Annotated in this window: 23 protein-coding genes and 2 tRNA genes; 11 read left to right on the forward strand and 14 right to left on the reverse strand. The window is 50.6% G+C overall.

Going from position 1 to position 23,187, the window contains the following annotated elements:
- Nucleotides 1-12 precede the first annotated feature (12 nt).
- Both KDW_RS12985 and KDW_RS12990 read left to right on the forward strand, forming a co-directional pair.
- Nucleotides 13-1,155 (forward strand): hypothetical protein, encoded by a 1,143-nt coding sequence (locus tag KDW_RS12985; protein ID WP_151756349.1) that lies wholly within the window; start codon nt 13-15, stop codon nt 1,153-1,155.
- A 36-nt stretch (nt 1,156-1,191) separates the two neighbouring features.
- The gene (locus KDW_RS12990) at nt 1,192-1,857 is read left to right on the forward strand and encodes a hypothetical protein (protein ID WP_151756350.1); all 666 of its coding nucleotides are present in this window, start codon (nt 1,192-1,194) and stop codon (nt 1,855-1,857) included.
- Nucleotides 1,858-2,021: 164 nt separating this feature from the next.
- Here the strand turns inward: KDW_RS12990 and KDW_RS12995 are convergent.
- From KDW_RS12995 to KDW_RS13020, 6 genes are all read right to left on the reverse strand, one after another.
- Nucleotides 2,022-2,106 (reverse strand) — tRNA-Ser (locus KDW_RS12995).
- A 10-nt stretch (nt 2,107-2,116) separates the two neighbouring features.
- Nucleotides 2,117-2,202 (reverse strand) — tRNA-Ser (locus KDW_RS13000).
- A 123-nt stretch (nt 2,203-2,325) separates the two neighbouring features.
- Complete coding sequence (gene rnhB / locus KDW_RS13005; RefSeq protein ID WP_151756351.1) at nt 2,326-2,985, reverse strand: ribonuclease HII; 660 nt, start codon at nt 2,983-2,985, stop codon at nt 2,326-2,328.
- Nucleotides 2,972-3,418, reverse strand: a complete 447-nt coding sequence (rplS, locus tag KDW_RS13010; protein WP_151756352.1) for a 50S ribosomal protein L19 — start codon at nt 3,416-3,418, stop codon at nt 2,972-2,974. Before rplS ends, rnhB begins: the two co-directional genes overlap by 14 nt.
- 68 nt (nt 3,419-3,486) lie before the next feature.
- A complete protein-coding gene (gene rpsT / locus KDW_RS13015; protein WP_151756353.1) occupies nt 3,487-3,756 on the reverse strand; it encodes a 30S ribosomal protein S20 in 270 nt (89 codons plus the stop codon).
- Nucleotides 3,757-4,016: 260 nt separating this feature from the next.
- Nucleotides 4,017-5,204 carry a cystathionine gamma-synthase gene (locus KDW_RS13020; protein WP_151756354.1) on the reverse strand — a complete coding sequence of 396 codons (1,188 nt, stop codon included), beginning with the start codon at nt 5,202-5,204 and terminating at the stop codon, nt 4,017-4,019.
- 385 nt (nt 5,205-5,589) lie between these two features.
- On the opposite strand from KDW_RS13020, the gene KDW_RS13025 reads away from it, so the two are divergent.
- Genes KDW_RS13025 through KDW_RS13035 form a run of 3 tightly spaced genes read left to right on the forward strand, consistent with a single transcriptional unit; the run spans nt 5,590 to nt 8,640 of the window.
- On the forward strand, nt 5,590-6,393 hold the full coding sequence (locus tag KDW_RS13025) for an alpha/beta hydrolase (protein ID WP_151756355.1): 804 nt from the start codon (nt 5,590-5,592) through the stop codon (nt 6,391-6,393).
- 57 nt (nt 6,394-6,450) lie between these two features.
- Entirely contained in the window at nt 6,451-7,776 is a 1,326-nt protein-coding gene (locus tag KDW_RS13030; protein WP_151756356.1) for a TolB-like translocation protein, read from the forward strand.
- Nucleotides 7,777-7,785: 9 nt separating this feature from the next.
- Nucleotides 7,786-8,640 (forward strand): carotenoid biosynthesis protein, encoded by an 855-nt coding sequence (locus tag KDW_RS13035; protein WP_151756357.1) that lies wholly within the window; start codon nt 7,786-7,788, stop codon nt 8,638-8,640.
- On the opposite strand, the gene KDW_RS13040 is transcribed toward KDW_RS13035, so the two are convergent.
- Both KDW_RS13040 and KDW_RS13045 read right to left on the reverse strand, forming a co-directional pair.
- Complete coding sequence (locus tag KDW_RS13040; protein ID WP_151756358.1) at nt 8,637-9,848, reverse strand: glycosyltransferase family 2 protein; 1,212 nt, start codon at nt 9,846-9,848, stop codon at nt 8,637-8,639. The genes KDW_RS13035 and KDW_RS13040 overlap by 4 nt on opposite strands.
- Before the next feature lie 9 nt (nt 9,849-9,857).
- Nucleotides 9,858-10,610 carry a lysophospholipid acyltransferase family protein gene (locus KDW_RS13045; protein WP_151756359.1) on the reverse strand — a complete coding sequence of 251 codons (753 nt, stop codon included), beginning with the start codon at nt 10,608-10,610 and terminating at the stop codon, nt 9,858-9,860.
- Between the two features lie 72 nt (nt 10,611-10,682).
- On the opposite strand from KDW_RS13045, the gene KDW_RS13050 reads away from it, so the two are divergent.
- Together KDW_RS13050 and KDW_RS31695 are read left to right on the forward strand one after the other, a co-directional pair.
- Complete coding sequence (locus KDW_RS13050) at nt 10,683-12,245, forward strand: phytoene desaturase family protein (protein ID WP_162005195.1); 1,563 nt, start codon at nt 10,683-10,685, stop codon at nt 12,243-12,245.
- A gap of 497 nt (nt 12,246-12,742) precedes the next feature.
- Nucleotides 12,743-13,231, forward strand: coding sequence for a DUF4288 domain-containing protein (locus KDW_RS31695; RefSeq protein WP_162005196.1), 489 nt, complete (start codon nt 12,743-12,745; stop codon nt 13,229-13,231).
- 367 nt (nt 13,232-13,598) lie between these two features.
- Here the strand turns inward: KDW_RS31695 and KDW_RS13060 are convergent, their stop codons facing one another.
- The gene (locus tag KDW_RS13060; protein ID WP_151756362.1) at nt 13,599-14,798 is read right to left on the reverse strand and encodes a rhomboid family protein; all 1,200 of its coding nucleotides are present in this window, start codon (nt 14,796-14,798) and stop codon (nt 13,599-13,601) included.
- A 56-nt stretch (nt 14,799-14,854) separates the two neighbouring features.
- A complete protein-coding gene (locus tag KDW_RS13065) occupies nt 14,855-15,682 on the reverse strand; it encodes a rhomboid family intramembrane serine protease (RefSeq protein ID WP_233097683.1) in 828 nt (275 codons plus the stop codon).
- Between the two features lie 302 nt (nt 15,683-15,984).
- On the opposite strand from KDW_RS13065, the gene KDW_RS13070 reads away from it, so the two are divergent.
- Nucleotides 15,985-17,337 (forward strand): transposase, encoded by a 1,353-nt coding sequence (locus KDW_RS13070; protein WP_151756115.1) that lies wholly within the window; start codon nt 15,985-15,987, stop codon nt 17,335-17,337.
- A 239-nt stretch (nt 17,338-17,576) separates the two neighbouring features.
- Here KDW_RS13070 and KDW_RS13075 read toward each other — a convergent pair whose 3' ends face one another.
- Nucleotides 17,577-18,227: a MarC family protein gene (locus KDW_RS13075; RefSeq protein WP_151756364.1), complete on the reverse strand. Its 651-nt coding sequence runs from the start codon at nt 18,225-18,227 to the stop codon at nt 17,577-17,579.
- Between the two features lie 207 nt (nt 18,228-18,434).
- On the reverse strand, nt 18,435-18,815 hold the full coding sequence (locus KDW_RS13080; protein WP_151756365.1) for a hypothetical protein: 381 nt from the start codon (nt 18,813-18,815) through the stop codon (nt 18,435-18,437).
- A 484-nt stretch (nt 18,816-19,299) separates the two neighbouring features.
- Here KDW_RS13080 and KDW_RS13085 point away from each other — a divergent pair, with 484 nt between their 5' ends.
- The 3 genes from KDW_RS13085 to KDW_RS13095 are packed head-to-tail and all read left to right on the forward strand — an operon-like array spanning nt 19,300 to nt 21,738.
- A complete protein-coding gene (locus tag KDW_RS13085) occupies nt 19,300-19,797 on the forward strand; it encodes a hypothetical protein (RefSeq protein WP_151756366.1) in 498 nt (165 codons plus the stop codon).
- 2 nt (nt 19,798-19,799) lie between these two features.
- Nucleotides 19,800-20,366, forward strand: a complete 567-nt coding sequence (locus KDW_RS13090) for a hypothetical protein (protein ID WP_151756367.1) — start codon at nt 19,800-19,802, stop codon at nt 20,364-20,366.
- Between the two features lie 4 nt (nt 20,367-20,370).
- Nucleotides 20,371-21,738: an MFS transporter gene (locus KDW_RS13095; protein WP_151756368.1), complete on the forward strand. Its 1,368-nt coding sequence runs from the start codon at nt 20,371-20,373 to the stop codon at nt 21,736-21,738.
- Between the two features lie 60 nt (nt 21,739-21,798).
- Here KDW_RS13095 and tatC read toward each other — a convergent pair whose 3' ends face one another.
- A complete protein-coding gene (tatC, locus tag KDW_RS13100; protein WP_151756369.1) occupies nt 21,799-22,635 on the reverse strand; it encodes a twin-arginine translocase subunit TatC in 837 nt (278 codons plus the stop codon).
- Nucleotides 22,636-22,668: 33 nt separating this feature from the next.
- On the reverse strand, nt 22,669-22,980 hold the full coding sequence (locus KDW_RS34920; protein ID WP_151756370.1) for a Sec-independent protein translocase subunit TatA/TatB: 312 nt from the start codon (nt 22,978-22,980) through the stop codon (nt 22,669-22,671).
- Nucleotides 22,981-23,187: the final 207 nt, after the last annotated feature.

Consider the following 23,187-nt stretch of genomic DNA (forward strand, 5'->3'; position numbering starts at 1 on the left):
AATGAGGGTGCGATGTTTGGTGAGCCAATTGTGGAATGTGTTTATGGATGGGGGCATATATTACGGCTCTATCCCGATCATGTAGATATCGAAGATGTATCATACTCGCTCCGTGACTTGATTAATTTCAAGCCCATGTATCGCTGTATCATGGGTGTTGCCTCGATGCGACTGGATTTGCAATTTTCTTCAGGTGTGGTGGTTATACGTGGGATTGCGGATATCTCTCTGGCTTTGAAGGTTATGGCTTATCTGAATACCTGGAGTGCAGTTACAGTCGCTTTTTCTGTCGAAGAGCTACCATCCGCACCTGAACTGTTTTTACCTGCCCCGATTGAGCAAACTCCCAGGTCCCTCGGCATCCCGCAGCCATTCGAAACTGATCAGTTACGCGAAACTGTGACTGGCAGTCAGATGACCGCGCTCACACCATTCAATGGCATGCCATTAGTCCTGTCTGACCGCAGCCAGGAGCGTTTCTGGGAATACGATGCCAATGAGCAATCAGCGACTGTGTTTGGACCTTTTGATGCCGTGGTGGATAGTAAACAGGATACCGGTCAGAACACTGGTATAACGACGCCTCAGCTTGCTGTGACGCTGGAAGCGGTTGCCTCGTGGCCATGGACGGACGAACGCCATCTACAGCATAAACAACGCTTAAAACGCCTGCAGACGGAACGTGAGATTCGTTTTTATGGCTTTGATCGAGAAACACTCATTCAACGTTTACGCGCTGAGCCGCTCCCACAAGTACGTGTGCCTGCCAGACTCCTGCCTGACGAAATAGCTCACTATTGTACTTCTGCCAGACTCTGCGATGAACCGCTTGCTGGTGGAAGACGCGCTAAACGCAGGGTAAAAGATCAGGGAACACTGATTCTCACCAATCGTCGCCTGCTCTATCTGGGTCGCAAGAGACAGATTGTGCTGGAATACGAACGTGTACTGCAAGCCTCGCATGTGTCCGATGCTGTCTTACTATCCGCTGATTGCTGGAACAAACCACAATTTTTTAGCATGCGTCGCTCACTCGAATGTGCCATGTATCTGGAATGGATCTTACAAAATTTTGCCTTTTGTCCTGACTCATCGTTGAGCAGGATGACTCAACCACACTCACAATCGCTCGTAGAATATCCCATCTCACAGTAGCATTGTTTCTCGGGAAACTCAAGAAAAGGAGCTTTTATGTTTATAGATACTCTCATGGTTTTATGGAATAGAATATGTGTGTATAAATTTACCAGAACAATTGTTACCTGTCTCCTTGTTGCCCTTGGTATCCTTGTCATTCTGGGTGTAATCGGTTTACCTGCATTTTCACGTTCGGCCGATATCGCGCCGCATCGGCCGCTGGTACCTATGGTAGAGAGCAATAATAATGATGCCATCGTGGTTGAACCACTTCCTAAATCGAAAGTGACGCCACCAGTACTGGCTTCCCCAGCGCCAACGCCACTGCCAACTCCTACTCCTACCGGGGTAGCAACTCCGCAGGAACAGAATAATCAAAATATCCAGGTACCTGTGGCTGTTACGCCTTCGCCGAGTCCTGTCGCGACACCAGCCAGTGTTTCACATCCAGCGTTAAAGATACAAAAGCATGCGGTGCAGCCCAGACATGTGCATATTACTTCGACACCGAGTAAAGCAGCAGTTAAAGCGTCGGTTACTTCGACGGTACCTCCTGTCACGCCATTGCCAACGCCTGTCGTTGTAACACCGACACCCGCACCCGTGCCAGCGCCAACCGGTACTCCCAGCCCCGTTACTGAGCCTTCGCCAGCCACTTCCAATGCTGTACCAGTCAATCTGGATCCTGTTCCTACAAATAACGACATTCCTTTACAGTAATAGCGATGGATCTTTAGCAGGACAATGGAATGGAAAAGAGGCGGTTGTAGTCTGTCACAACCGCCTCTTTTCCATTAAAAAAAAGCCCCCTCGGGCTTAGAAGTATGGATCAGGAAGTTAAAAAAAGAAGTAGATTGATTTTTGCATTGGAAATTGGATGGGGGCGGAGGAGGTGGGATTTGAACCCACGAAGGCTTGCACCTTACACGATTTCCAGTCGTGCTCACTAGACCACTATGAGACTCCTCCACAAGGACGGCGGAGAGAGAGGGATTCGAACCCTCGAGGGCTATTAACCCTACCGCTTTTCGAGAGCGGCACATTCGACCACTCTGACATCTCTCCGCGAACTAATATAACACATGTCTGTGGATGTGGCAAGTAGTAATTTCATGTTTTTTAAGGATTTTTGTTTACGCCGCAAAATTCGTTGCGCTTTTAAAGCCTGCCGGGATCATTGTAGACGGATTAGTCGTCGGTGTTGGCGAACAGTCCGTAGAGTTCGCTGACAGGGGAGAAGCTACGGCGATGGTGAGGGGTGGCGCCATGGGCACGCAAGGCCGCGAGGTGGGCTGGTGTGCCATAGCCTTTATGTTTCTCAAAGCCATAGGCGGGATGTTCTTGATGCAGTTCGACCATCAGACGGTCACGGGTGACTTTGGCGATGATGGAGGCTGCTGCAATCGAGAGGCTACGTGAGTCGCCTTTGATAATAGAGCGCTGAGGCAGGTTGACTTTGGGTAGGTAGAGGGCATCCAGGAGTAGCGCATCAGGTCTGGGAGATAGTTGCTCTAGCGCCAGCTGCATGGCATATTTCGTGGCCTGTAAAATATTGCGTGTATCGATCACTTCAACCGAGCCAATGCCAACGCCGACAGCCAGAGCATGTTGCATGATATGCTCATAGTAGCGCTCACGGGCGGCAGCTGATAACTGTTTTGAGTCATTGACGCCTGCAAAAAGTTCCAGTGTATCTTCCGAACGAGGAAGAATCACCGCTCCCGCCACCACCGGACCCGCAAGGCAACCTCTGCCTGCCTCGTCGAGTCCGGCGATAAAGGAATAGCCCTGTTCAAACAGGGCCATTTCTTCCGCAAGCGTAGGGGTATATTTTTTATGCGTTTGCATTGCTCCTGGCGGCTTCTTTGGCGGCTTCTTTTGCTGCCACTTGCTTGGCACTCAGAGGGCGAATCTCTTTCAAGCGAGCAGCTTTACCGGTGAGACCGCGCAGATAATAGAGCTGTTTGCGGCGTACACGAGCGTGACGAAGCACTTCAATCTTCTCGATGCGAGGAGAATTAATCAGGAATGTACGTTCGACACCAACACCGTTGGTAATACGACGTACAGTAAAATTACGATTGACGCTGCTACCGCGCAGGCGCATGATGACGCCTTCGAACGGCTGTAAGCGTTCGCGATTTCCTTCAACTACTTTGACCTGTAAGCGGACGGTATCGCCCGACTTCAGTTCAGGTATATCTTTCCGTAACTGAGCACTTTCGACAGCGGTAAGTAACGCCCGCCCTGCTGGCTTGGTTACGACTTGTTTGTCAGCCATCCCTAAAACCTCCTATGCGCCAGTGCTCGACATGAATATATGGGTGGCAGAGCATTGGGCACTTTCATTTACTTTTCTGCGTTAATGGCATTGAGCTGTTTCATCAAGCGCGATTTGCGGCGAGCCGCGTTATTTCTGTGGATGACCCCTTTTTTGGCGGCCTTGTCCAACTCGCTGACGGCCAGGCGAACGGCTTCAACTGAACTCTCATCTGTGGTGCTGATTGCCTGACGAGCTTTGGTTACCTGTGTTTTTACAACTGATTTGGTGCTGCGATTGAATGCGCGGCGTCTCTGTTCCTGACGCATGCGCTTTTCTGCAGCTGCATTATTGGGCATGTAGAATCAATCCTCCCCGAAACATCTGCCCCTTCGCGCGGGCTTCTCATGATAAAAATGCCGACATATATTTGTCGGACTGAGTGCCCGTAGATTATAGCAGAAGTATCTTTGATATGTCAAACGATAAAAGTACTTCTCCCCTCATACTGTGCCAACTCACCTGTCAGGCTGGCTGGCCGTGGATAAGGGATATGCTCCCAATTAAAAAGAGGGAAATCACTGCGCTGGTCATCACGCCAGCGCAGTGATCTGATGCATTATTTGTGGACTAACTGCTGTTCCTGGATGTCCTGGTCAATCTCAGGCCGGGTCGCCAATGCCTGATCCAGATCATTGAGGATATCTTCGACGTCCTCGATACCAACCGAGAGGCGCAGCAGGGTGTCATCAACACCACGGGCCTCGCGGATCTCGCGGGGAATAGAACCGTGGGTCATGCTGGCAGGATGGCAGAGGAGGGACTCAATACCGCCCAGGCTTTCCGCGAACGTAATCACTTTGAGCCGGCGGACAATCTGGTCCACATCCTCTAGTGAGCCTTTGAAGGTAAATGAGACCATGCCACCAAAGCCGCTCATCTGGCGTTTGGCCAGTTCATGATCCGGATGTGAGGGCAGCCCTGGATAGTAGACTTTCTCCACACGTGGATGATCAGACAGGAATCTGGCGACCGCAAATGCGTTCTCCTGGTGCTGTTTCATGCGTACTGCCAGGGTTTTGATGCCGCGCAGGGTCAGCCAGGAATCAAAGGGTCCCGGGATACCGCCGGCTGCATTCTGGTAGAATTTGATCGCTTCGTAAACGCTCTGGTCTTTCACGACTACCGCGCCACCGACCACATCACTATGTCCATTGATGTATTTAGTGGTGCTATGGAGCACGATGTCAGCGCCCAGTTCCAGTGGTAACTGGAAGTACGGACTGGAGAAAGTATTATCTACAACCAGTAAGATGTTGTGGCGGTGGGCGATCTCGGCAATGGCACGAATATCGACCAGGCGCAACAGTGGATTGGTTGGTGTCTCAAGCCAGATCAATTTGGTATTAGGACGAATGGCCTTTTCATAATCCTGCACATTTGCTGCTGGCACATAACTGGTCTCGATCTGATAACGACTCAAGATGCGCTCAAAAATGCGATAGGAGCCACCATAGAGATCATCACAGGCAATCATGTGATCACCAGTTTTGAGCAAGCTCAGAATACCCTGTTCGGCTGCCAGGCCAGAGGCAAAGGCCATACCATATTGGCCATTTTCCAGCGCGGCAATACAATCCTCAAGCGCGGTACGTGTAGGATTACCTGACCGCGAATACTCATAGCCTTTATGTCCACCCAGGCCATTTTGAGCATAGGTTGATGTTTGAAAAATCGGGGTCATAATCGCGCCAGTTGATGGATCCGGCTCCTGCCCCGCATGAATTGCTTTGGTTGAAAATTTCATAATTGCTTCTCCCCGAACAGCCTCCCCTCATACATGTTGCCGCATAGAGTAATCAGCGATATCGCATCCGCAGTTGGCTGGATGGCATTATATGTGGGATCGCCGTGATTTTCTTGATCAACTATATCATCTATGCCAGGAAAGCACAATTGACATAGGTAATAATTCATAGGGTTGATTGCTGTGCTTTTATTGTACTATAGATGAGTTTGAAATTCTATCTGTTGTGACCAATGATGTTCTTACATCAGGTATGTAGTTATGATTACACCACAGCCAAAAAAATTATTCCTTGCAACCCACTTCTCGGTAATTTCGTCCTATTGGTAGAGAATTTCGAGGGATTGGACTACTGTGAGTCGTTAGTATGCAGGGATAGATAAACATGGATACATTTGGTTCACCATCGGCTGATCAGCAAGGCGAGGAATTTCATAAGGAGAGTACAAACAATTTGCAGGTTCGTCCTGGTTCAGTTGGGGTACTACTGGTGCACGGATTAAATGGGGGGAAGGGTGATATGGCTGAACTGGAAGCGATATTGCAGGCCCATGGGCTCTCTACCGAGCTTATTCTCCTACCCGGACATGGGACCCATGTGCGTGATATGTTGCCGATCGGGTGGGCTGAATGGGCTGAAGCGGTCAGGACGGCGCTGCATAGGTTGCAGGAGCGTTATGAGCGGGTGTTTTTGATTGGCCATTCACTGGGCGGTGCCCTCTGTTTGCATGTGGCGGCTTCAGAGCAGGTCGCTGGCCTGATTACTATGTGTGCGCCGATCTCGATGTTCCCTGGTATGTTAACAGGAGTACGATTGGTTAAGCGCTTCACGCCCTGGCTGCCCACGTTGCGTGAAGACGTGCGCGATCCTGAGGCCCGCCGCCGCTACACACAGGGAGTTTATCGTCATACACCTATGGCACCAGTTGAAAGTATGTTACAATATTTACCGCTGTTACGGGCTGAATTACCATCAGTGACCGCGCCAATTCTGATCATGACAGCTATTCATGATCATGTTGTACCGGCACGTGATGGGCGGATGATCTATCGTTTGATTGGCTCGCAGGAAAAGCAACTGGTAACGTTTCACCGGTCATACCATGTCATTATGAAGGATCACGATCGGGATGAGGTGTTTGCTCGCACCCTGACTTTTATTCAGCACCATCTTCCCGCTAAGAGCTGATACCCCATGTTCATTCACTGGTATACCTGTATAGTAATTTGGAGCTATAGAACTATCTTGAAACAACATGTTAGCAATTCGCCAGGCCAGGAGCCAGAGGCTAGACAGAGGCGTGCGTGGCACCCGGCCTCTCTCTCGCAAGGTGGCGTTATTCTTTTCCTTCTGCTTATCTGCCTGCTGCTTGCCATCAGTGCCCGTCAGATCTGGCGCGCCTGGCCTGCGGGACCATCATCTACGCACTCAGCGAACGCAAAAACGACCGCTACGGCTCCACTACAACTGCCCGATGGTAGTCCATTATCCTCTTTCCAGTTGCCTGCTGGACATACTGTGTTGTATGAGCAGCCGGATCATATCACGACCGTGACCACCGCGAATGCAAGCATGCATGTCTTGCAAACGCCTGGTTATCGCTATAATCGCGCTGTACCTGCTATTGTGACTTCTAATAAAGAATTGATTTATAGCGGTGCCGGTATCTGGCGCATGGATCTGGCTGGTGGAGCAGCCCGGCAGATCGCCACGATTCCAGATGATCAGGTGATTACCTCCCTGACGGCAAGCTCGGATGGAACAACCCTGGCCTGGAGTAGTGCCCCGAAAAATGGTACAGGCAGCATCAATATCTACGCAGGTAAAATGGAGCAGACCAATCTTATTTATCAGCAATCGGCCGCCAAATGTCCCTGCTATCGGGCATTTGCTTTTCCCAGGAATACTACCAGCACGCTCCTGCTCACCAACGATCGTGGCGATCATCGTAGCGCACATTATGGTCTCTGGACACTGGATCTGAGCCAGGGCAAACAGGCCCAGCCACAATCCATCCTGAGTGATGCCGCCCAGCAGGGTCCGCTGGCCCTCTCGCAGCAGACCAATACCTTACTCTACTCTACCTTCCAGGGTTATGTTCCGATGCAGGAACAGAACGCGCCTGCAGATATTTCGTCTCTGAGTTATGCGAATAGTCTGTCGATTGCGTCTCTAAAGGGAGCGCAAACACGGCCCGAGAAGACGCAGACCATTCTTCCTGAGCAGAGAGACCTTGAGAATACCGCTGCATACCACTGGATAGCGACACCGCAGTTGAGCGCGGATGGGCAGCGACTGGCCTACGTTGGCTTTTCTGTGAATAGCCAGAAGTATTTTCCGCGTCAATATGCCCTCTATCTGACTGATCTGCATGGATCTACCACTGCAGCCAAACAACAGTTAGTGGTCACTTCTACGGCCCACTATGTGGAATTGGGAAGCTGGCTCGACGAGCACACCCTCACCTTCTATGCCGATAATGCGCTTTACGCCCTGGACCTGCAAGACCATACTGTGGCGCGGGTCGCAAATACCGGTGCATACGCCCATGTTTTTGCTGTCATAGAATAAGAGGCTCTTGTGAATCGCACTGCTCATAGTTATCTGCGCATCCTATTTCTGGCGCTGGTTGGCTTGTTTTGCTTTTGTTATCCCTTTGCGGTAATTGGTGTTGCCTTTGACGTCAAACCGCCCTTTTCTCTGGACTGGGCGGGCAGTTTTCTGCTTTTCCTCGAAGGCTCTATCCTGTTGCTGGCTGCAACCTTCTTCTCTGCTCCTGTGCGCGTCCTATATGCAGGAGCATGCGTGATCGTACTCTCCTATCTGGTGGAGACTCTCGGAGTCAACACCGGCTTTCCTTTCGGCATATACCACTATACGCCGGTCTTATTGCCACGCCTGCCCGGCGGTGTCCCGCTGGCTGTGATGTTTGCCTGGGTGCTGATCGTATTTGGTGGGTATGGCATAGTGAAACGCCAACCCTCTAATCAGCGTGGAATGAATGTAGGGGGAGCATTGTCTGGCGCGATACTGGCGACACTCCTGGATCTGGCGATTGAACCTGTAGCAGCCCATGTGGTGTTGTATTGGCAGTGGTTACATCAAGGTTCATTGGACTACTACGGGGTACCGTTGCAGAATTTTGTGGCATGGTTTGTGGTCGCATTCGTGTTAGTCGGATTGGTACATGTGGTATTGCGGCAGAGGAGAAACGCATTCAGGGTTTCTCCGCGCGAACAAGTGGTCTGGAAGAATGTGCAGAAGATGGGAAAGGTAGAACGTCTGGCAATGCTTGCCCCTGGTGTCCTTTTCCTCTGCAGCCTCTTCATGTTTGGTCTCGTTGACCTCACCCATGGTTATTACTGGGGCGCAGTCTGTGCCCTCTGCGCCATTGTCATCATCCTGATCGTAGGTTCGTGGCTTGCCCACGATTAGGCAGGATAATACCTGCCTTTCCATGTCGTGCCGCTTTTGCGGTAATGCCAGCGGATCGAGTTTAGCAGGATCAGACATTCCAGTATAATGGAAATTGGGTGCAGGAAGCTAAGGATCAGGGCCAGGCTTTTCTGTCTACGGGTGAAGCGTAGGGCCAGGCATATCCGCATGAGTATAGGTAGTAAGGTGGCCGTCAGAGCTACGAGTATGGTCATTGGCGAACTGCCTTCGGCAATACATCCCAGTAACAAGAAGAGCGGGGCTACAAAGAGGAGCAGGTTGAGCAGGATTGCAGCCAGAGCAAAGGTGAGCGAGTAGTTATAAAAGGCAAAAAGATTCTTGGAGAAGCCTGACCAGACCTCCTCAAATGAATGATACATGCGGCATTGTGTCAGCTCAAAAGCATCCGCATACGCGATGCGATAGCCAGCCGCTTTGATTGTACGAGCTAATAGTACATCCTCTAGAATCTTTCCTTTCACTGTACTATGGCCTCCAATCGCTTGATAGGCCTCGCGCTCAAAGCAGAGCAGTTGTCCATTACCCGTTGCCAGGCTGGGTTCAGGACGCAGGCGGATCAATGGGATCGGTAGCAGGGTCAGGATGGTAAAGTTGAGCAGAGGTACGATAAGTTGTTCGCCCAGGCTTTTCTGGATCTGTTCAGGTTGTGCTGAGAGTAATTGTACCTGCCACTTCTCCATCTGTTGGATTATAGACCGGACCATGCCTGGTTGATGGAAGGTATCGGCGTCGGTAAAGAGAATATAGGTGCCCTGTGCCTGTTGAGCCAGTTGCTGACAGGCATAATTTTTGCCGATCCAGCCCTGAGGCAAGGTCTGACCTGATATTAAGCGTAGGGTCGGAGTAGTTTGAGCAGGTAATTCGCTGATCAAGCGTTTGACAATGCTTGCTGTCTGGTCGCTACTCTGATCATCCAGGACAATAATCTCAAGCCGACTATACTGCTGCTTCAGTAGTGAACGTATGCACATTTCGATATTGGCTGCTTCGTTGCGCGCAGGAATTAAGACTGATACCAGTGGTGCTTGATCAGCATTGGTAGTTGTATCTTTGCTGAGTAGACGGACAAAGGTTGTCAGGTTTACCAGTAAAATAAAGAAATTGCTTAACAGGATAAAGAGTATAATCGCTAAAATAGCTGCTATGGCTTGAGAAAAAATAGGACCGATGTGTTCAAACGAGAGCATGCTCAACCTCTATTGATGCTGAATTTGTTTGCGTAAGAGTGCCGCATCAAACAATCTATTCGTTGATGAGCGCCCGCGTAAGATCCGGGTAAATTTTTCAGTCTGACCTTGAATAACATCCTGGCGTAATGCATCGAGTTCTGCGGTGACTTTTTCCTGTAGACATTGCGTGTACTGTTTGAGAAAGCCACGTGTCCGGATATCTTCCTGACTGACCAGCAGCGGTTTCCCCAGACTGATATAGAGATCTGGTCGTTGCTCTGCCAGATATTCGATGCGGATCGCGGCCGGATAGAGCAGGGCTGGCGCGGCCAGTTTGGCGATATGGGCGGCTCCGCTGAAAAAGACGAGCGGGCGATAGTCATTGGGGGCAATCTCTCCCTGTGGAAAGAGCCAGACCATGCGTCCCGGCCGTTTCTTCAGGAGTCGGGCGGCATAGTGCAGAGTCTGGAGGGCCGAGCGAGGATTTTGGCGATTGACGGAAAAGCAGCCGATCCAGCGAAAGAAAAAATAGCGTTTGAGCTGTGGCTCTTCCATCATCAAATAGCCATCGAGTTTTAGCTGCCGTTCAACCAGCGCCGCCACATAGCCATCCCACCAGCTTGAGTGATTGGCACAAATAATAATCGGGAGCTGGCGTTGTTCTGTGGTGAGCTCCTCACGAATGCGCAAGAATACGCGATCGAAATGGCCACGCAACGAGCTATGGATTAATAACCAGACAAGTTTATCGCCCGGCGAAAACTTCTGCGCAGGGATCATATGTAGCTGTCTCCTTACCCATCTGGGGCTGTGATAACATCTTCTTTTAGCATATTATAACGAGGTATGATTATGTCTGTATATAAAAAGATCCTGATAGTTGGTGCTGGCATCGGTGGACTCTCCGCGGCGATCCATCTGGCATCTCAGGGCCATCAGGTCTCGATATTGGAGCGTCAGCCACGCGTAGGTGGTAAGCTCAATCACCTGGCGCTGGATGGCTTTAGCTTTGATACTGGTCCTTCTTTAATTACCATGCCCTACGTCTTACGTGAATTATTTGCTACCGCTGGTCGCCGACTCGAAGATTATCTGGACCTGCAGCCATTGGATGAGACCTGTCGTTATTTCTATCGCGATGGCGCTATTCTCCATGCCTGGCGTGACCACGAAAAGCTTGCTCGGGAGTTTGCGCGCTTCAATGGACACGATAGTGAGTCCTTCTGGCGTTTCCTCAAGCAGGCACGCACGATTTTTGAAGCTTCCGCCGATCCATTTCTCTATAACAGCCCTGGTGGCCCGCTGGAGGTACTCCAGACCTTTATACGCTTTGTGCTGGAAGGTCATCCCACCACTACTGATGCAGAACAGAGTGGATTAGCCGAACGACTCAAGGCAGTGTTGACTGCGCTTGCGCCGACAACGCTGGATCAGCATGTGCGCTCCTTCTTTGAAGATGAGCATATCCGCCAGTTGTTCGCACGCTACGCCACCTACAATGGATCCTCACCTTATCAGGTCGCATCCGTCTATAGTATTATCCCCTATGTAGAGCTCGCGGATGGTGGCTGGTATCCTCGTGGTGGTATCTATGAACTGGCCCGGGCTCTGGAAAAAGTTGCCAGAGAACTGGGTGTGCAGATTGAGACTGATTGTGAGGTGCGGCGCATCCTGGTTGAACATGGGCAAGCCCGTGGCGTGGTCCTGGCTGATGGTCGCGTGCTCCGCAGTGATCTGGTTGTAGCCAATAGCGATGTGGTCACGACCTATCGTGAACTCCTCTCACCATCAAGCGGACAGGCGCGACAGACCAGAAAACTGGAGCAGCTAGAGCCATCCAGTTCCGGCTTTGTGCTGTTGCTGGGCACGAAACGTCAGTATCCAGAGCTCGCCCATCATAACATCTTTTTTTCTGATGACTATCAGGCCGAGTTCCAGGATCTCTTTGAACGTAAAGTACCGCAGCGTAAGCCAACCGTGTATGTTTGTGCTACCACCCGTACTGATCCCAGTCAGGCACCCGCGGGACATGAGAACCTGTTTGTGCTGGTCAACGCACCATATCTCACCGAGACCTCTAACTGGCAGCAAGAGGCTCCACAGTATCGTGATTTGGTATTGGATGTATTGGCCAGCTATCCACAGATCGATTTGCATGATATCCGTGAACAACTCGTCTGTGAACACATACTGACACCAGAGGATTTTCAACGCAAGTATGGCGCGAATGCTGGCTCTATTTATGGCCTATCCTCGAATGCACGTATGGCACCCTTTACCCGGCCTGCTAACCGCGCATCAGATCTACAAGGACTCTACTTTGTTGGTGGAAGTACCCATCCCGGCGGAGGCGTCCCGCTGGTCATGTTATCAGGCAAGATCGTCGCAGGACTGATCGCTGAAGATTATACTTAACTTATTGTAGAGCATTTAGTTGCGTGAGTGGTGTTGGTGGTGGCTTTTGACTGGATTGTTATGAGCTCTTGTCTATACATATTTTTTTGCACATGTTAAAATGCTCAGGAACCCACAGGTGTGGACAGAGAGAGGAGCTTCCTCGTCAGGTACCCCACGCCTCTGCGGCGGGGGCTTGGAGATGGGGTGATTGCTGCCCGTCTTCTCCAGGTCCGGACCTGACCAGACCCAGCCAGGGGTGCTTGCATCCATCGGGCTACGATACCGGAGGTGTCAAAGAACCTACCAACGCGTGCTTGCCAGCGCGTTGCTCTAGAACTTCTCAGTTAATCAGTCAGACGGGGTTCGAGGCCGTGCTGAGAAGATGTGCAGGCCGGTATCATCGTCGAGGCACACTTTACCTGGGAAACCAGTGGGGTTTGACCGTTCCCACCAAAAACGGTCTTCCACAAAGGACGACACACAAGGAACAACAAAAGGAGGCGTGCTTCCTCTCAATGCCTGAAGGCAGGGGTACCCGCACGATTGAAGTGATGGCGTATATTCCAGATAATGTTAAATGGTATCTCGCAGAGTTAGTCGAGGAGATTAAGGTTGAGGGAGACAACGAGAATATTGTCCATAACAACCTTGTGTTGATCCGGGCCGATTCTCCCGAAGAGGCCTATACCAAGGCTTTAGCTAAAGGGCAGAGATTAAATGATACGTATGAAAATGTTGATGGCAAAAAAGTGCAGGCAACCTTTCGTGGTATCAGCGATTTGAACGCGATCCTTGACGATCTTGAAGATGGAGCTGAGATCGCGTATGAGGAAATGACCGATGTTTCTGAGGACGAGATTGCGGAAATGCTGCCTGAGAAGGACCAGTTAGGGATTTTTCAGCCGGATGAGGCAGATGACGTAGATGTCCACAGGCCTGATTTCTCTAACTCAGCAGTCGAAGAAGCCATGCGCATTATTCGTAAGTCCGAACGCGATAAATAATGAAGATAGGGAGTCAGGCAGGGGGGTAAAGGGCATGGATAGGATCACCCTGTCTTTGTGCCGTGGTGATAGTAACGGTACATTGATAGGACTAATGTGACTCAGCCGGGTCACAGCGAGATTGCAAGCCGGACTCCCTACTTTTAGTGTAATCAATACAACAAGAAGCAAGCAGCATTACAACTGCTTGCTTCTTACTTTTTCTATTATTTCAAGAAAAATAGCACTAGTACTCTGTCAGGCTCCATTGGCAAGCTTCGCCCGCGTAGCGGGCGAGAGAGGGGGGAGACCAGGGCACAGCCCTGGAACCCAGTCCGGGGATTGCATCCCCAGAACCCCTGCTTTTCGCATCAACTTTGACTGAGTTTTAGAAGAACATGCGACCACGGCGTGCGCGAGGCATGAGGAGAAATGCCAGGATCATACCACCGATCAGACCACCAATGTGGGCCCATACGGCGATATTCGAACCCGGGGCAAAGCCAAAGAGCAAGTTGAGCGCCAGCCAGAACATCCATTGTCCAATCGCGCCCGTACCCGCACGGCCCAGGGCCCGGCGATTGACCAGGTAGAAGATACCGATCGCGCCAAAGATACCAAAGATGGCACCCGAGGCTCCAACCGCGCTACCGTCAGGACTGAGCAACAGAAAGGCGAGTCCACCGATGATTCCCGATGCCAGGTAGATAACCAGGTAGCGCCATTTCCCATAAATGATTTCAACACCCTGACCAACAAAGTAGAGAGAAAACATATTCAGGGCAATATGGTAGATACTATTTGGATCATGCAGGAACATACCGGTAAAGAGACGCCAGTATTCTCCATTATTGATAATGCGTGCATTATCCTGAACCCCAAAGTTAAAAACTGCAGGATTGCTCATCATCAAGATATAGACCAGAATATTGATGATAATCAGGCTAATGGTGACAATGTTTGGATAGCGGCTCAGGGCGAAGCGTGTCCGTACCATCTGACGCTGCATGGGATTGGATTGTGACCAGCCTGATGATGTTTCACGTTCAGCCCGTGGTTTGCTGGCTGGTGCGGTCACATCTGCCGTGGTAGCTGCGCTGGCCACCTTTTCAGCCGCTGCACTCTTGTTCTCCAGGGCAGGGAAGCAATTTTCATAGCGACCACCATAGGAGAGGCGTGTAGCGCGGGCGCGGGCCAGATTGGCGTCATAATCCTGTCCGTTGGCACGGAGTAGATACGAGCGGAGCGCATGCAGATATCCCACGCCAGGATCGCTTTCGATGGCTTTGTCCACACTCTGCAGTGCCCGGTCATAGCGTCGCTCCAGCAATTCAAGGAGTGACTGAGCCGTCCAGCCTTCGGTGCCACCGTTGGTCTGAAGTTCCTGCACACGGCGGCACGCCATCTGCACCACGCCATAGTTGCCCAGCGCCAGATTCGCCTCGGCCAATCCTAAGTGGACCTGTGGATTTTCAGTTTCAAGTTGCGCACCATGGGCGTAGGCGATCGCAGCTTCTCTGCCTTTTCCCTGGGCCAATGCTTCTCGGCCCTGTTCTAGATAGTTTTGGAGTTCCGTTTGAGCTTCCACGAGATTTCCTCCCAATATTGCGATCGTCCACGCAAAAGACGCTTTGCGCCCGACGCTTAGTTTCCTAATTGTAAAGCTAAAATAACCAGTAGTAGTGTACCTAAAATTGTCAAGAGTGCCAAGGGCCAGCGATGAGCCAGTCGATGCGTATCAATCAGGGCTTGTTCCTTTGTGGGTCGATAAAGAGGAGTAAACCACCAGCCCAGTATACAACCACTGAGCAAACCGCCCAGATGAGCATAGTTATCCACATTCGCAATCACAAAGCCAGCACCCAGGTTCAGTCCGACGATAAAAACCAGCCAGAGCAATGCCAGCAAGCCACCGCGTGGCAAGGCCCGGCGATGGACAACCACAAAGAGACTGTAGGCCCCCACTAAGCCAAAGATGGCTCCGGATGCGCCCACACTGATAACATCGGGAGCAAACACAAAGCTCGCGACAATACTGATAATGCCAGTGAGCAGGTAAATGAATAAGAAACGCAGATGACCAAACAGGCGCTCCAAAAACGTTCCCAGGATCACCAGATTGAGCATATTGAGTCCAATATGCAGGAGATTGGCATGCAAGAAAAGTGGCGTTAGCAAGCGCCAGTATTGTCCCTGCAGGATGAGGGTATTGTCTTTGGCCCCATAGCGAATCAACACATCTGTTAATGCAGTGTCGCTGCTGGCCTGCGTATCAATCGCGTTATTAAGTATATGATTGATGATCGCCGAAACGCTATGCGCGCCCGTTGCTTGAGCGACCTGGCAGGCAGTAAAACACCAGAACAGCGTTGAGCAGAGGGTAATGATCCAGGTGCCCCAGGAGATGCGGTTGAGATAAGCGCGTGTGCGATAAGAGGATAAAGCGTCCTGATAGCTTAATCTGGCGTGCATTGTACGCGTGGCTACTCCATCAACGCTTTGAGGACTGTTCACGCATACCTCGCATTATTTCTCATACGACCTTCTACCTTTTCTCTGTATCTGGCTCTGACATGCTACATTGGCAAGGTTCGCCCGCTACGCGGGCGAGAGAGTGGGGAGGCCAGGGCACAGCCCTGGAACCCAGTCAGGGGATTGCATCCCATAGGTGCGAACGTAAGCACAATAGTACTTGAACAACGAAAAAAGAGGCCAAACACGGTCTTTCTCTGGTATCGTTACAAAAAACCAAAACGTGACGAAGGAGAAACACCATGTCAAGCCGACCTCATCATACGCAAAAATGTCTCACAGAGCAAGCCCTGGGCCAGATCAATGATGCTGGATGGCAAGAAATCCTTGCGCTCTTACCACCAGATGTCAATGAACAAGCCTTTACCCATCAAGCCTTTACACGCTCCAATGGGTTGCGTTGCCCAACCGATTTGCTGCGTGGCATCTTTGCCTACGTCTTTTGCTTCCGCTCGTTCCGCGAGCTCGCTGCCTGGGCTGTGAGCACGAGACTGAGCACCAATGGAGACCGCTCGTGGGCCAAACGGACGCATCAGTCCTCAGATTGGTTGCTCTCGATCGTACAAACCCTGGTGGGATCGAGCGAGCCAGAAAAGGCTCTGGATCTGCCTGCGGGCTTCACCGGATGCATCCGTCTGGTGGATGCTACCCATCTGCGCACCTGGAAGCGCTCGGGCGAAAGTCGCCGATTGCACTGCAGTTATGAACTGCTGAGCAAACGGCTCGACCAGGTCGTGCTGACGGATCACCATGTGGGCGAAGGGCTCAAGCACTTTCATGGACAACGCGGAGACATCGTGGTCGGGGATTGTGCCTACTGTCGTCGACAAGCAATCCTCGATCAACTCGATGAGGGCGTTGAGGTCGTGACCCGATTGCATTGGTCCTCGATGCCCTTACTTGAGGCCGATGCTCAGACGCCGTTTGATCTCTCTGGCTGGTTGACCCACGTGGAGCCAACGGGCAAGGGAGAAGCCAACGTCGTGTTCCAGGTGCGTGGCCGTCAGCAGCCGATGCGTCTAGTGGCCGTTCATCTGAGTCCAGAAGCAGCCAAGCGAGCGCACAGCAAGCGAAAGGAGAAGGCCCGCAAGAATGGGCGCACCAACCAGGCATTGACGATTCAGATCGCCGATTGGTTGGTGGTACTTACCTCGCTGTCAGCGGATCATTGGTCAGCCGAGCAAATCCTGTTGCTCTATCGGGCGCGTTGGCAGATCGAACTGCTCTTCAAGCGCATCAAGCAATTGGTGCGTTTACACCGCTTACGCAGTGATGATTTGCAAAGTAATCAAGCGGTACTTGCAGCCATGCTGGTCGGCTGGATCCTCTTGGAGCGGCAGGTGAGCCAGGCACGCCGCGAGTTGCATGAGCAAGCGAGAGGGCGCGTGGCGGGGCCGATGAGTACCTGGGCGCTGTGTGCCGTCTTTGCTCAAAGCCTGCACACGATGATCCTGGGTACCTGGACCTGGTCGCACATCCAAGCGTCACTCTCCCAGATGCAGCCGGTCGTGCGGTATCATCCGCAAAACCGTGTGCATCAGGAATCTGAAGTGGTCACGCAACTAGCCCAGACGCTCTATCTGGCATCGGCTTGAGGTCTTTTTCGTTGATTCAATTGTTCAAGTACTGCTTACGTTCGCACCTATGGGGATTGCATCCCCTGCACCCCTGCTGCTCGCATGAACTTTGACAGATAGTGACATGTTATCCCGATCGGATTCAGCTACTGGATCCGATCGGAATGCTGCCATGTTCTGATTCTTTGTATATATTACGTACTAGCATGAAGAAGGTCGCAAGTATATGCTCTAGATTAACAATCCATATATGATCATTATTTGATGAAGCCGACAGATTGGATATAGGTAGCGATGCCATTGAGCATAAATTGAATCGCCAGGGCCGCGAGTAGAATACCTAAAATACGCGATAGAACCAGGATTCCTGTTTTTCCGACCCGCTTGATGATCCAGGTGCAGCTACGCATAGCTAGCCAGGCCAGGAAAAGCGCGCTGATAATAGCGGCGGCTACTGCGAAGAGGTTCATTGGATGAGGCGTGGCCTGCCCAACATAGAGAATCGTGGTTGCAATGGTACCCGGACCCGCGATCATAGGAATCGCTAATGGGAAAACGCTGATATCTTCACGCGTCATCGCCTCTTCTTCCTCAGCCTTGGTTTCGCGTGTTCCTGACTGACGTCCAAAGAGCATGTCTACTGCAACCAGGAAGAGCAATGCTCCACCAGCAATATTAAAGGCATACAACTCGATGCCTAACCGATCTAAGAGAAAGCGTCCTACAAGTGCAAAGAAAAGAATAATACCCGCGCTGATGAACGTTGCTCGTGCAACGATGGCATTGCGTTGTGCATTCGTAAAATGAGAGGTGAGTCCAACCACAACAGGGGCCAACCCAACGGGATCAATAACGGTAAAAAAGGTCACAAATGCGCTGATGGTAAAGGTAAAAAAAGTGGTATCCACAAACGAAGCCTCAGTAAAGTGAAAAAATAGGAACAGAAACAAGCCGTCGCTATTATATCACACATGAGGTCAAACGGAGGAGGCAGCGATAGGTGAGCACGAAAAAAGCTGCTCACCTGTGTTCTTGATGGGTTTTATATGTGGCACTTATTCTGGACCCCTGATGGTTACAAGCACCACATATAAAAGCGAAGGCTGGCAGGGATTTTATTGTTCCTGCGTTGGTGTCGCCTGTGCATAGAGACGGCGACGACGTGACCAGAGGCGGTAACTACGGTAGGCGATCAGATACCAGAGAACCTCAAAAATCACTGCTCCAGCGATGGCTTTAAAAATCGGCACATCATAGATGAGAATATCCTGAGGAACATTAATTAAAATGACATCAGTGGCACACCAGATGCCGATCAAGGCAACCACAATTGTACCGAAAATCCCAAACGCCACCCGGCGACCAAAAATCAGCCGTGCGCAGATACCTATTACGATCGCCATACCCCAACACAGCAACTGACCAACACTCAAAGTAAAGTGAATGCCGTGCCAACCATAGGTAAAAATGACGAGATCTGCGAATATAAGGTCCATTGACCTCTCCTTTTAGCGCTTTTTTTATAATAATTGATGATACCAGAATGTCCTGCTTCATTACTCTGCTGTATCTATTACGTAATAGCTTGTAGAATTGGTGAGTTTATTTCAAGCCTATTCTATTCAGGCTTATTACCATCACTGTTCTGGAAGATACTCCTAAAGTCCAAAAATAACAAGACTATCTTGAAAAGTCTCAGCATTCTTTCATGTACAACTGAATTTTCTAAGGAAGTGTTCTTCCCAATTCTACCCGCCTTCTCGTCGAATGGGTCTGTTTTTGCGTATTAAAAAGATAAAGGTATATTGGAATGCCTCGTCCGGTGCATGGGCTGCGTCTCATACTATGTTTATACTCTTGTTCTCATCGCAGCCACTTTCAGTTGCCCTGGATGAGTGAGAAATTTTATTACCACAAGTATTCATGCTCGTGCGCTATAATGGAACAGCATTAATTTAGTATTGTATTCGGAGGCACTTTATGCAAAAGGCAAAACGGTACGCTATCATTGTCGGTGTGGTGGTGGCAATTGTGCTGGTAGGTGGTGTGACACTGGCTGCCATCTTTGGTAAATTACTCGAGCTATTGTATGTAGTTCTGATTGTGCTGGCACTCTTATTGGTGGCTGGTACTCTTTATCAATTATACTCTGTTTATAAACTGTATCGCACCATCAAAACGGTGCAAGATGAGATGAAGCCCCTGCTGGGATCGCTCAACGAGACCCTGGGTATTGTGAAGAATACAGCGAAGACCGCAGGCAATACCGTATCTACCATTGGTACGGCGACCAAATTTACTTCTGAATTAGCTCTGGGACCTGGCGTACGGGCTGTGGCAGGTGTGATGGCGGCTCAAGAGATGGGACGCGTATTCCTGGGCAAAGGTAAAGTCAGAAGCCGGGCCGATGAGCGTCGTAAACAGCAGATGGAGGCGATGGCTGCGGCAAATGCGGCAGTTGATGGAAGGGATGAATAAAAATGGCAGCACTAGTAATAGCTGATAATGCGATCCTGGCCGGGGCTGGCCAGATTGCAGCGATGATCATTTGTTTGTTTGTCCTGATTTTTGTTCTCGTGACCGTAGTCTTTAATCTGCTCACAGCTTTTGCAACTTCCTGGTTGGAAGAAAAGGTGCAGTTAATCAAAATGCTGCGTCCTTATGTGGAGAGTATTAATACCTCTGCCCATGCAGCGGAGCGCGGCGTTGTTCCTGCGGACAATGAGCAACCGGTGGCACGTATCGCCGGTCAGGTTCCACAGCGCCTCAATGATGTTGAGCATAAAGTGGAAGAGGTTTCCGACCGGGTCACCAATGCGGTTATCGAGGTTCGATCCCGTACTTTGCAGGCTAAAACGATCGCCAAAGCCTTCTTTTTGCCTGGCTTGATGTATAGAGAGAAAACCAGCGAACCCATGGTAGATCAGGAAGGCCGGCAATTTGCCAGCCCTAGTTATCGTGAACTGGTGGATGAGCGGCCAGAAGTGCTGGATAAACTGGCACCTCGCCGTGAGGTACCTCCGCAACAAGTAATGCGTGGTCAGTGACCATATGGCGCTTTTTCGATCATACCTGCAACAATACGGGCGTTTCCAACGGAACGCCCGTTTATATCTTCTCAGCAATGCTTTAAGTGGTGTGACAGTTGGTATCCTCCAGGTACTCTATAATCTGTATCTGGTGGCGCTCGGCTATCACACCGATTTTATTGGACTGGTCTTATTTGTTGGCACTATTGGTGGAGGCCTGGCTATTTTTCCTGCTGGATTATGTGTCGATCGTTTTGGTAGTAAAGCTGTATTGATCTGGGGGAGTGTGCTGGTAGGGATCGCGGGTGCGGGCCAGATCGTGATACGTACGCCATTTTTCTTGCTGGCGAGCGCATTTATTGCTGGTCTGGGTGGCGCTTGTGTGATTGTGGTTAATGCTCCCTTTCTTGCACGCAACAGTACTGATGAGGAACGTCCGCATCTTTTCAGCTTAAACATTGTCCTGCTATTGGTGACTACCGTTGTGGGTGAAGCACTGGGTGGAATCTTACCATTATGGTTTCGCGCAGTCCCATGGCTTATGGCTCCTCTGCCAGGATGGCTTCATTGGGCCCTGGCTCCCCAGATACAGGCTCGCTCATATCAACTGTCGCTTCTGCTGGCAGGAATGATTGCGCTTCCCAGCTTTATTCCTCTTTTTCTCTTAAGCAACGATCGGCCAGGGCCTGTAACTCAAACTGATCAAGCACCAGATTCTCCTGGTGGATTGCGTGTGCGTCTGTCGATGCTGGCTGAATGGAGGAAGTTGCCACTGCGTACCCTGCTGCGCAATCCATTGACTGTGATGATTATGGTACAGATTTTGATTGGGACGGGAGCAGGTTTATTGCTGCCATACTTTAATGTCTATTTTGTACAGCATCTAGGAGCCACCTCAGCCTTATTTGGGGCCATCGACGCGGCAGCTAATACATTGAACGCACTGCTAACATTGCTCGCCCCCTGGCTCATCCTACGCATCGGTAAGGTGGCTGCCCTGGTTGTACCGCGTGTGTTAAGTTTGCCAGTGATGCTGCTGATTGGCATGACCAACTCTCTGCCGCTGGCGGCCACCCTGTATCCCTTGCGGCAGGGACTGATGGATATGTCCCAGGGTCTGCTCCAGGTTTTTTCGATGGAGGTTGTGCCAGCGCAGCATCGTGGTCTGGCTAATAGTAGTTATCAGGCGGCCTATCAGATCATGTGGGCATTGGGTGCCTCATTGGGTGGAGTGCTCATCGCGCGTACCGGTTACCTGATCGTCTTTATCAGCACCACCATCCTCTACTCGCTGGCCCTGATCCTGATCTGGGAACGCTTTGGCCATGGGCGCTGGCAAGAATATCAAGCTGGCTCCTCAAATAGTGAATCCCTGGAAATCACCTCCTGATGCCAGATAAAAAAGTACCGCCCTCCCGTATTCAGGGAAGGCGGTACTTTTTTGTTTTAATTATGCGATCGTTTCAGCAGGATCTTTTTTCACGGCGAAGTGAATGAGCAGGATGCTGAATTCATACAGCAAGGATAACGCGACACCGATAAAAATCGGGCTATACAGATCGCCACCGGGGGTGACAATGGTTGCCGCCGCCCAGAGTCCTACATGGGCCATGGCGCGTTTATCCTTTAAGAAATGCTCGGTTACAATACCAATTAATGCCAGGAATGTCAGCACCAAGGGTAGCTCAAAGACAGCTCCAAACAGGAGCAAGAAAAACGATACAAATGAGAAGTAGCTATTGGCCGATATCAGTTCGGTAAAGTTTTCCGCCCCGAAGTTAATCAGGAAACTGACCGGAAACTGTAGGATAAAGTAGCCAAGAGTCACTCCTATGACGAAAAGTAGTAATCCCAGTACAATGAAAGGGACTGCATGCTTTTTCTCTTTATCATAGAGACCTGGTGAAATGAACGCCCAGAGTTGATACAGAATGACTGGCAGAGCGAAGACCAGGCCAAAGACGATCGAGAGCTTGATTGCAACCGTGAAGGCTTCTCCCAGACCCGTCATCACCAGTTTATGGCCTTCTTTTCCACCGATACTATTGGCCGAAAGTGGTAATGGGGCGTCCAATATATGGATCAGCCAGTCACGGAAGATAAAGGCAATGACCACACCGACTGCCACTGCGATCAAACATTTAAAGATGCGCCAGCGGAGCTCTTCAAGATGATCTATCAGTGACATGGCAGAAGGGTCATTCTCATCCTCATTGTTATCATTCGATGAGTTATCGAATCCTCCTGGCTGTAACAGGCCCTGCTGATCGAGATCACTGGTAGCCATAAGATCCCCCTATACTAGTGTCAGCAGTTTTCATTAGTCGACGGTTGGAGTGGCTTTTACCTCGGGCTGTGCAGCTTCCTGAGCGGCCAGCGCAGCTTTTTTCGCGGCCAGTTCACGCTCAATGGCTTCTAACTCCAGACGTGCTGACTCGGTGGCTGCGTGCTGGGAGTTGGGCTCTGCTTCATCATCTTTTGGCTTGCTAATTTCGTTAACGCCATTTTTGAATTCTTTGATACTTTTACCGATGGCTGAACCCATCTCAGGCAGTTTCTTTGGCCCGAAGACAAGCAGGGCAACGACGAGAACGATAATCAGCTCTAAGCCGTGTCCACCTAGAAGTCCCATGATAGTAATATCCTTTCCTGCTGTTGTGCTTACGACTACGTAGCACAGTAAAAAACGTCGTGTGTCTTATAGCTAACTATTAAAAAGCAATCGTGAACGCCGCTCACACGCGGCTAGCTGCGCTCACACGATTGAACGGCATAACCAGTGCCCTCAAACAAACAAAGGATCAGGCAATGTGTACTATCCTGTAATAAATAACAATCA

Source organism: Dictyobacter vulcani (assembly GCF_008974265.1).
GTDB classification, from domain to species: Bacteria; Chloroflexota; Ktedonobacteria; order Ktedonobacterales; family Ktedonobacteraceae; genus Dictyobacter; species Dictyobacter vulcani.

Bases quoted from the DNA above. Each gene is read 5' to 3' on its own strand.
- KDW_RS12990 (WP_151756350.1), top strand. From the start codon at position 1,192: ATGTTTATAGATACTCTCATGGTTTTATGGAATAGAATATGTGTGTAT.
- KDW_RS31695 (WP_162005196.1), top strand. From the start codon at position 12,743: ATGCCTGAAGGCAGGGGTACCCGCACGATTGAAGTGATGGCGTATATT.
- KDW_RS34920 (WP_151756370.1), bottom strand. From the start codon at position 22,980: ATGGGACTTCTAGGTGGACACGGCTTAGAGCTGATTATCGTTCTCGTC.
- KDW_RS13080 (WP_151756365.1), bottom strand. From the start codon at position 18,815: ATGGACCTTATATTCGCAGATCTCGTCATTTTTACCTATGGTTGGCAC.
- KDW_RS13095 (WP_151756368.1), top strand. From the start codon at position 20,371: ATGGCGCTTTTTCGATCATACCTGCAACAATACGGGCGTTTCCAACGG.
- KDW_RS13065 (WP_233097683.1), bottom strand. From the start codon at position 15,682: ATGCACGCCAGATTAAGCTATCAGGACGCTTTATCCTCTTATCGCACA.
- KDW_RS13025 (WP_151756355.1), top strand. From the start codon at position 5,590: ATGGATACATTTGGTTCACCATCGGCTGATCAGCAAGGCGAGGAATTT.
- KDW_RS13070 (WP_151756115.1), top strand. From the start codon at position 15,985: ATGTCAAGCCGACCTCATCATACGCAAAAATGTCTCACAGAGCAAGCC.
- rplS (WP_151756352.1), bottom strand. From the start codon at position 3,418: ATGGCTGACAAACAAGTCGTAACCAAGCCAGCAGGGCGGGCGTTACTT.
- rpsT (WP_151756353.1), bottom strand. From the start codon at position 3,756: ATGCCCAATAATGCAGCTGCAGAAAAGCGCATGCGTCAGGAACAGAGA.
- KDW_RS13045 (WP_151756359.1), bottom strand. From the start codon at position 10,610: ATGATCCCTGCGCAGAAGTTTTCGCCGGGCGATAAACTTGTCTGGTTA.
- tatC (WP_151756369.1), bottom strand. From the start codon at position 22,635: ATGGCTACCAGTGATCTCGATCAGCAGGGCCTGTTACAGCCAGGAGGA.
- KDW_RS13090 (WP_151756367.1), top strand. From the start codon at position 19,800: ATGGCAGCACTAGTAATAGCTGATAATGCGATCCTGGCCGGGGCTGGC.
- KDW_RS13020 (WP_151756354.1), bottom strand. From the start codon at position 5,204: ATGAAATTTTCAACCAAAGCAATTCATGCGGGGCAGGAGCCGGATCCA.
- KDW_RS13085 (WP_151756366.1), top strand. From the start codon at position 19,300: ATGCAAAAGGCAAAACGGTACGCTATCATTGTCGGTGTGGTGGTGGCA.
- KDW_RS13040 (WP_151756358.1), bottom strand. From the start codon at position 9,848: ATGCTCTCGTTTGAACACATCGGTCCTATTTTTTCTCAAGCCATAGCA.
- KDW_RS12985 (WP_151756349.1), top strand. From the start codon at position 13: ATGTTTGGTGAGCCAATTGTGGAATGTGTTTATGGATGGGGGCATATA.
- rnhB (WP_151756351.1), bottom strand. From the start codon at position 2,985: ATGCAAACGCATAAAAAATATACCCCTACGCTTGCGGAAGAAATGGCC.
- KDW_RS13050 (WP_162005195.1), top strand. From the start codon at position 10,683: ATGTCTGTATATAAAAAGATCCTGATAGTTGGTGCTGGCATCGGTGGA.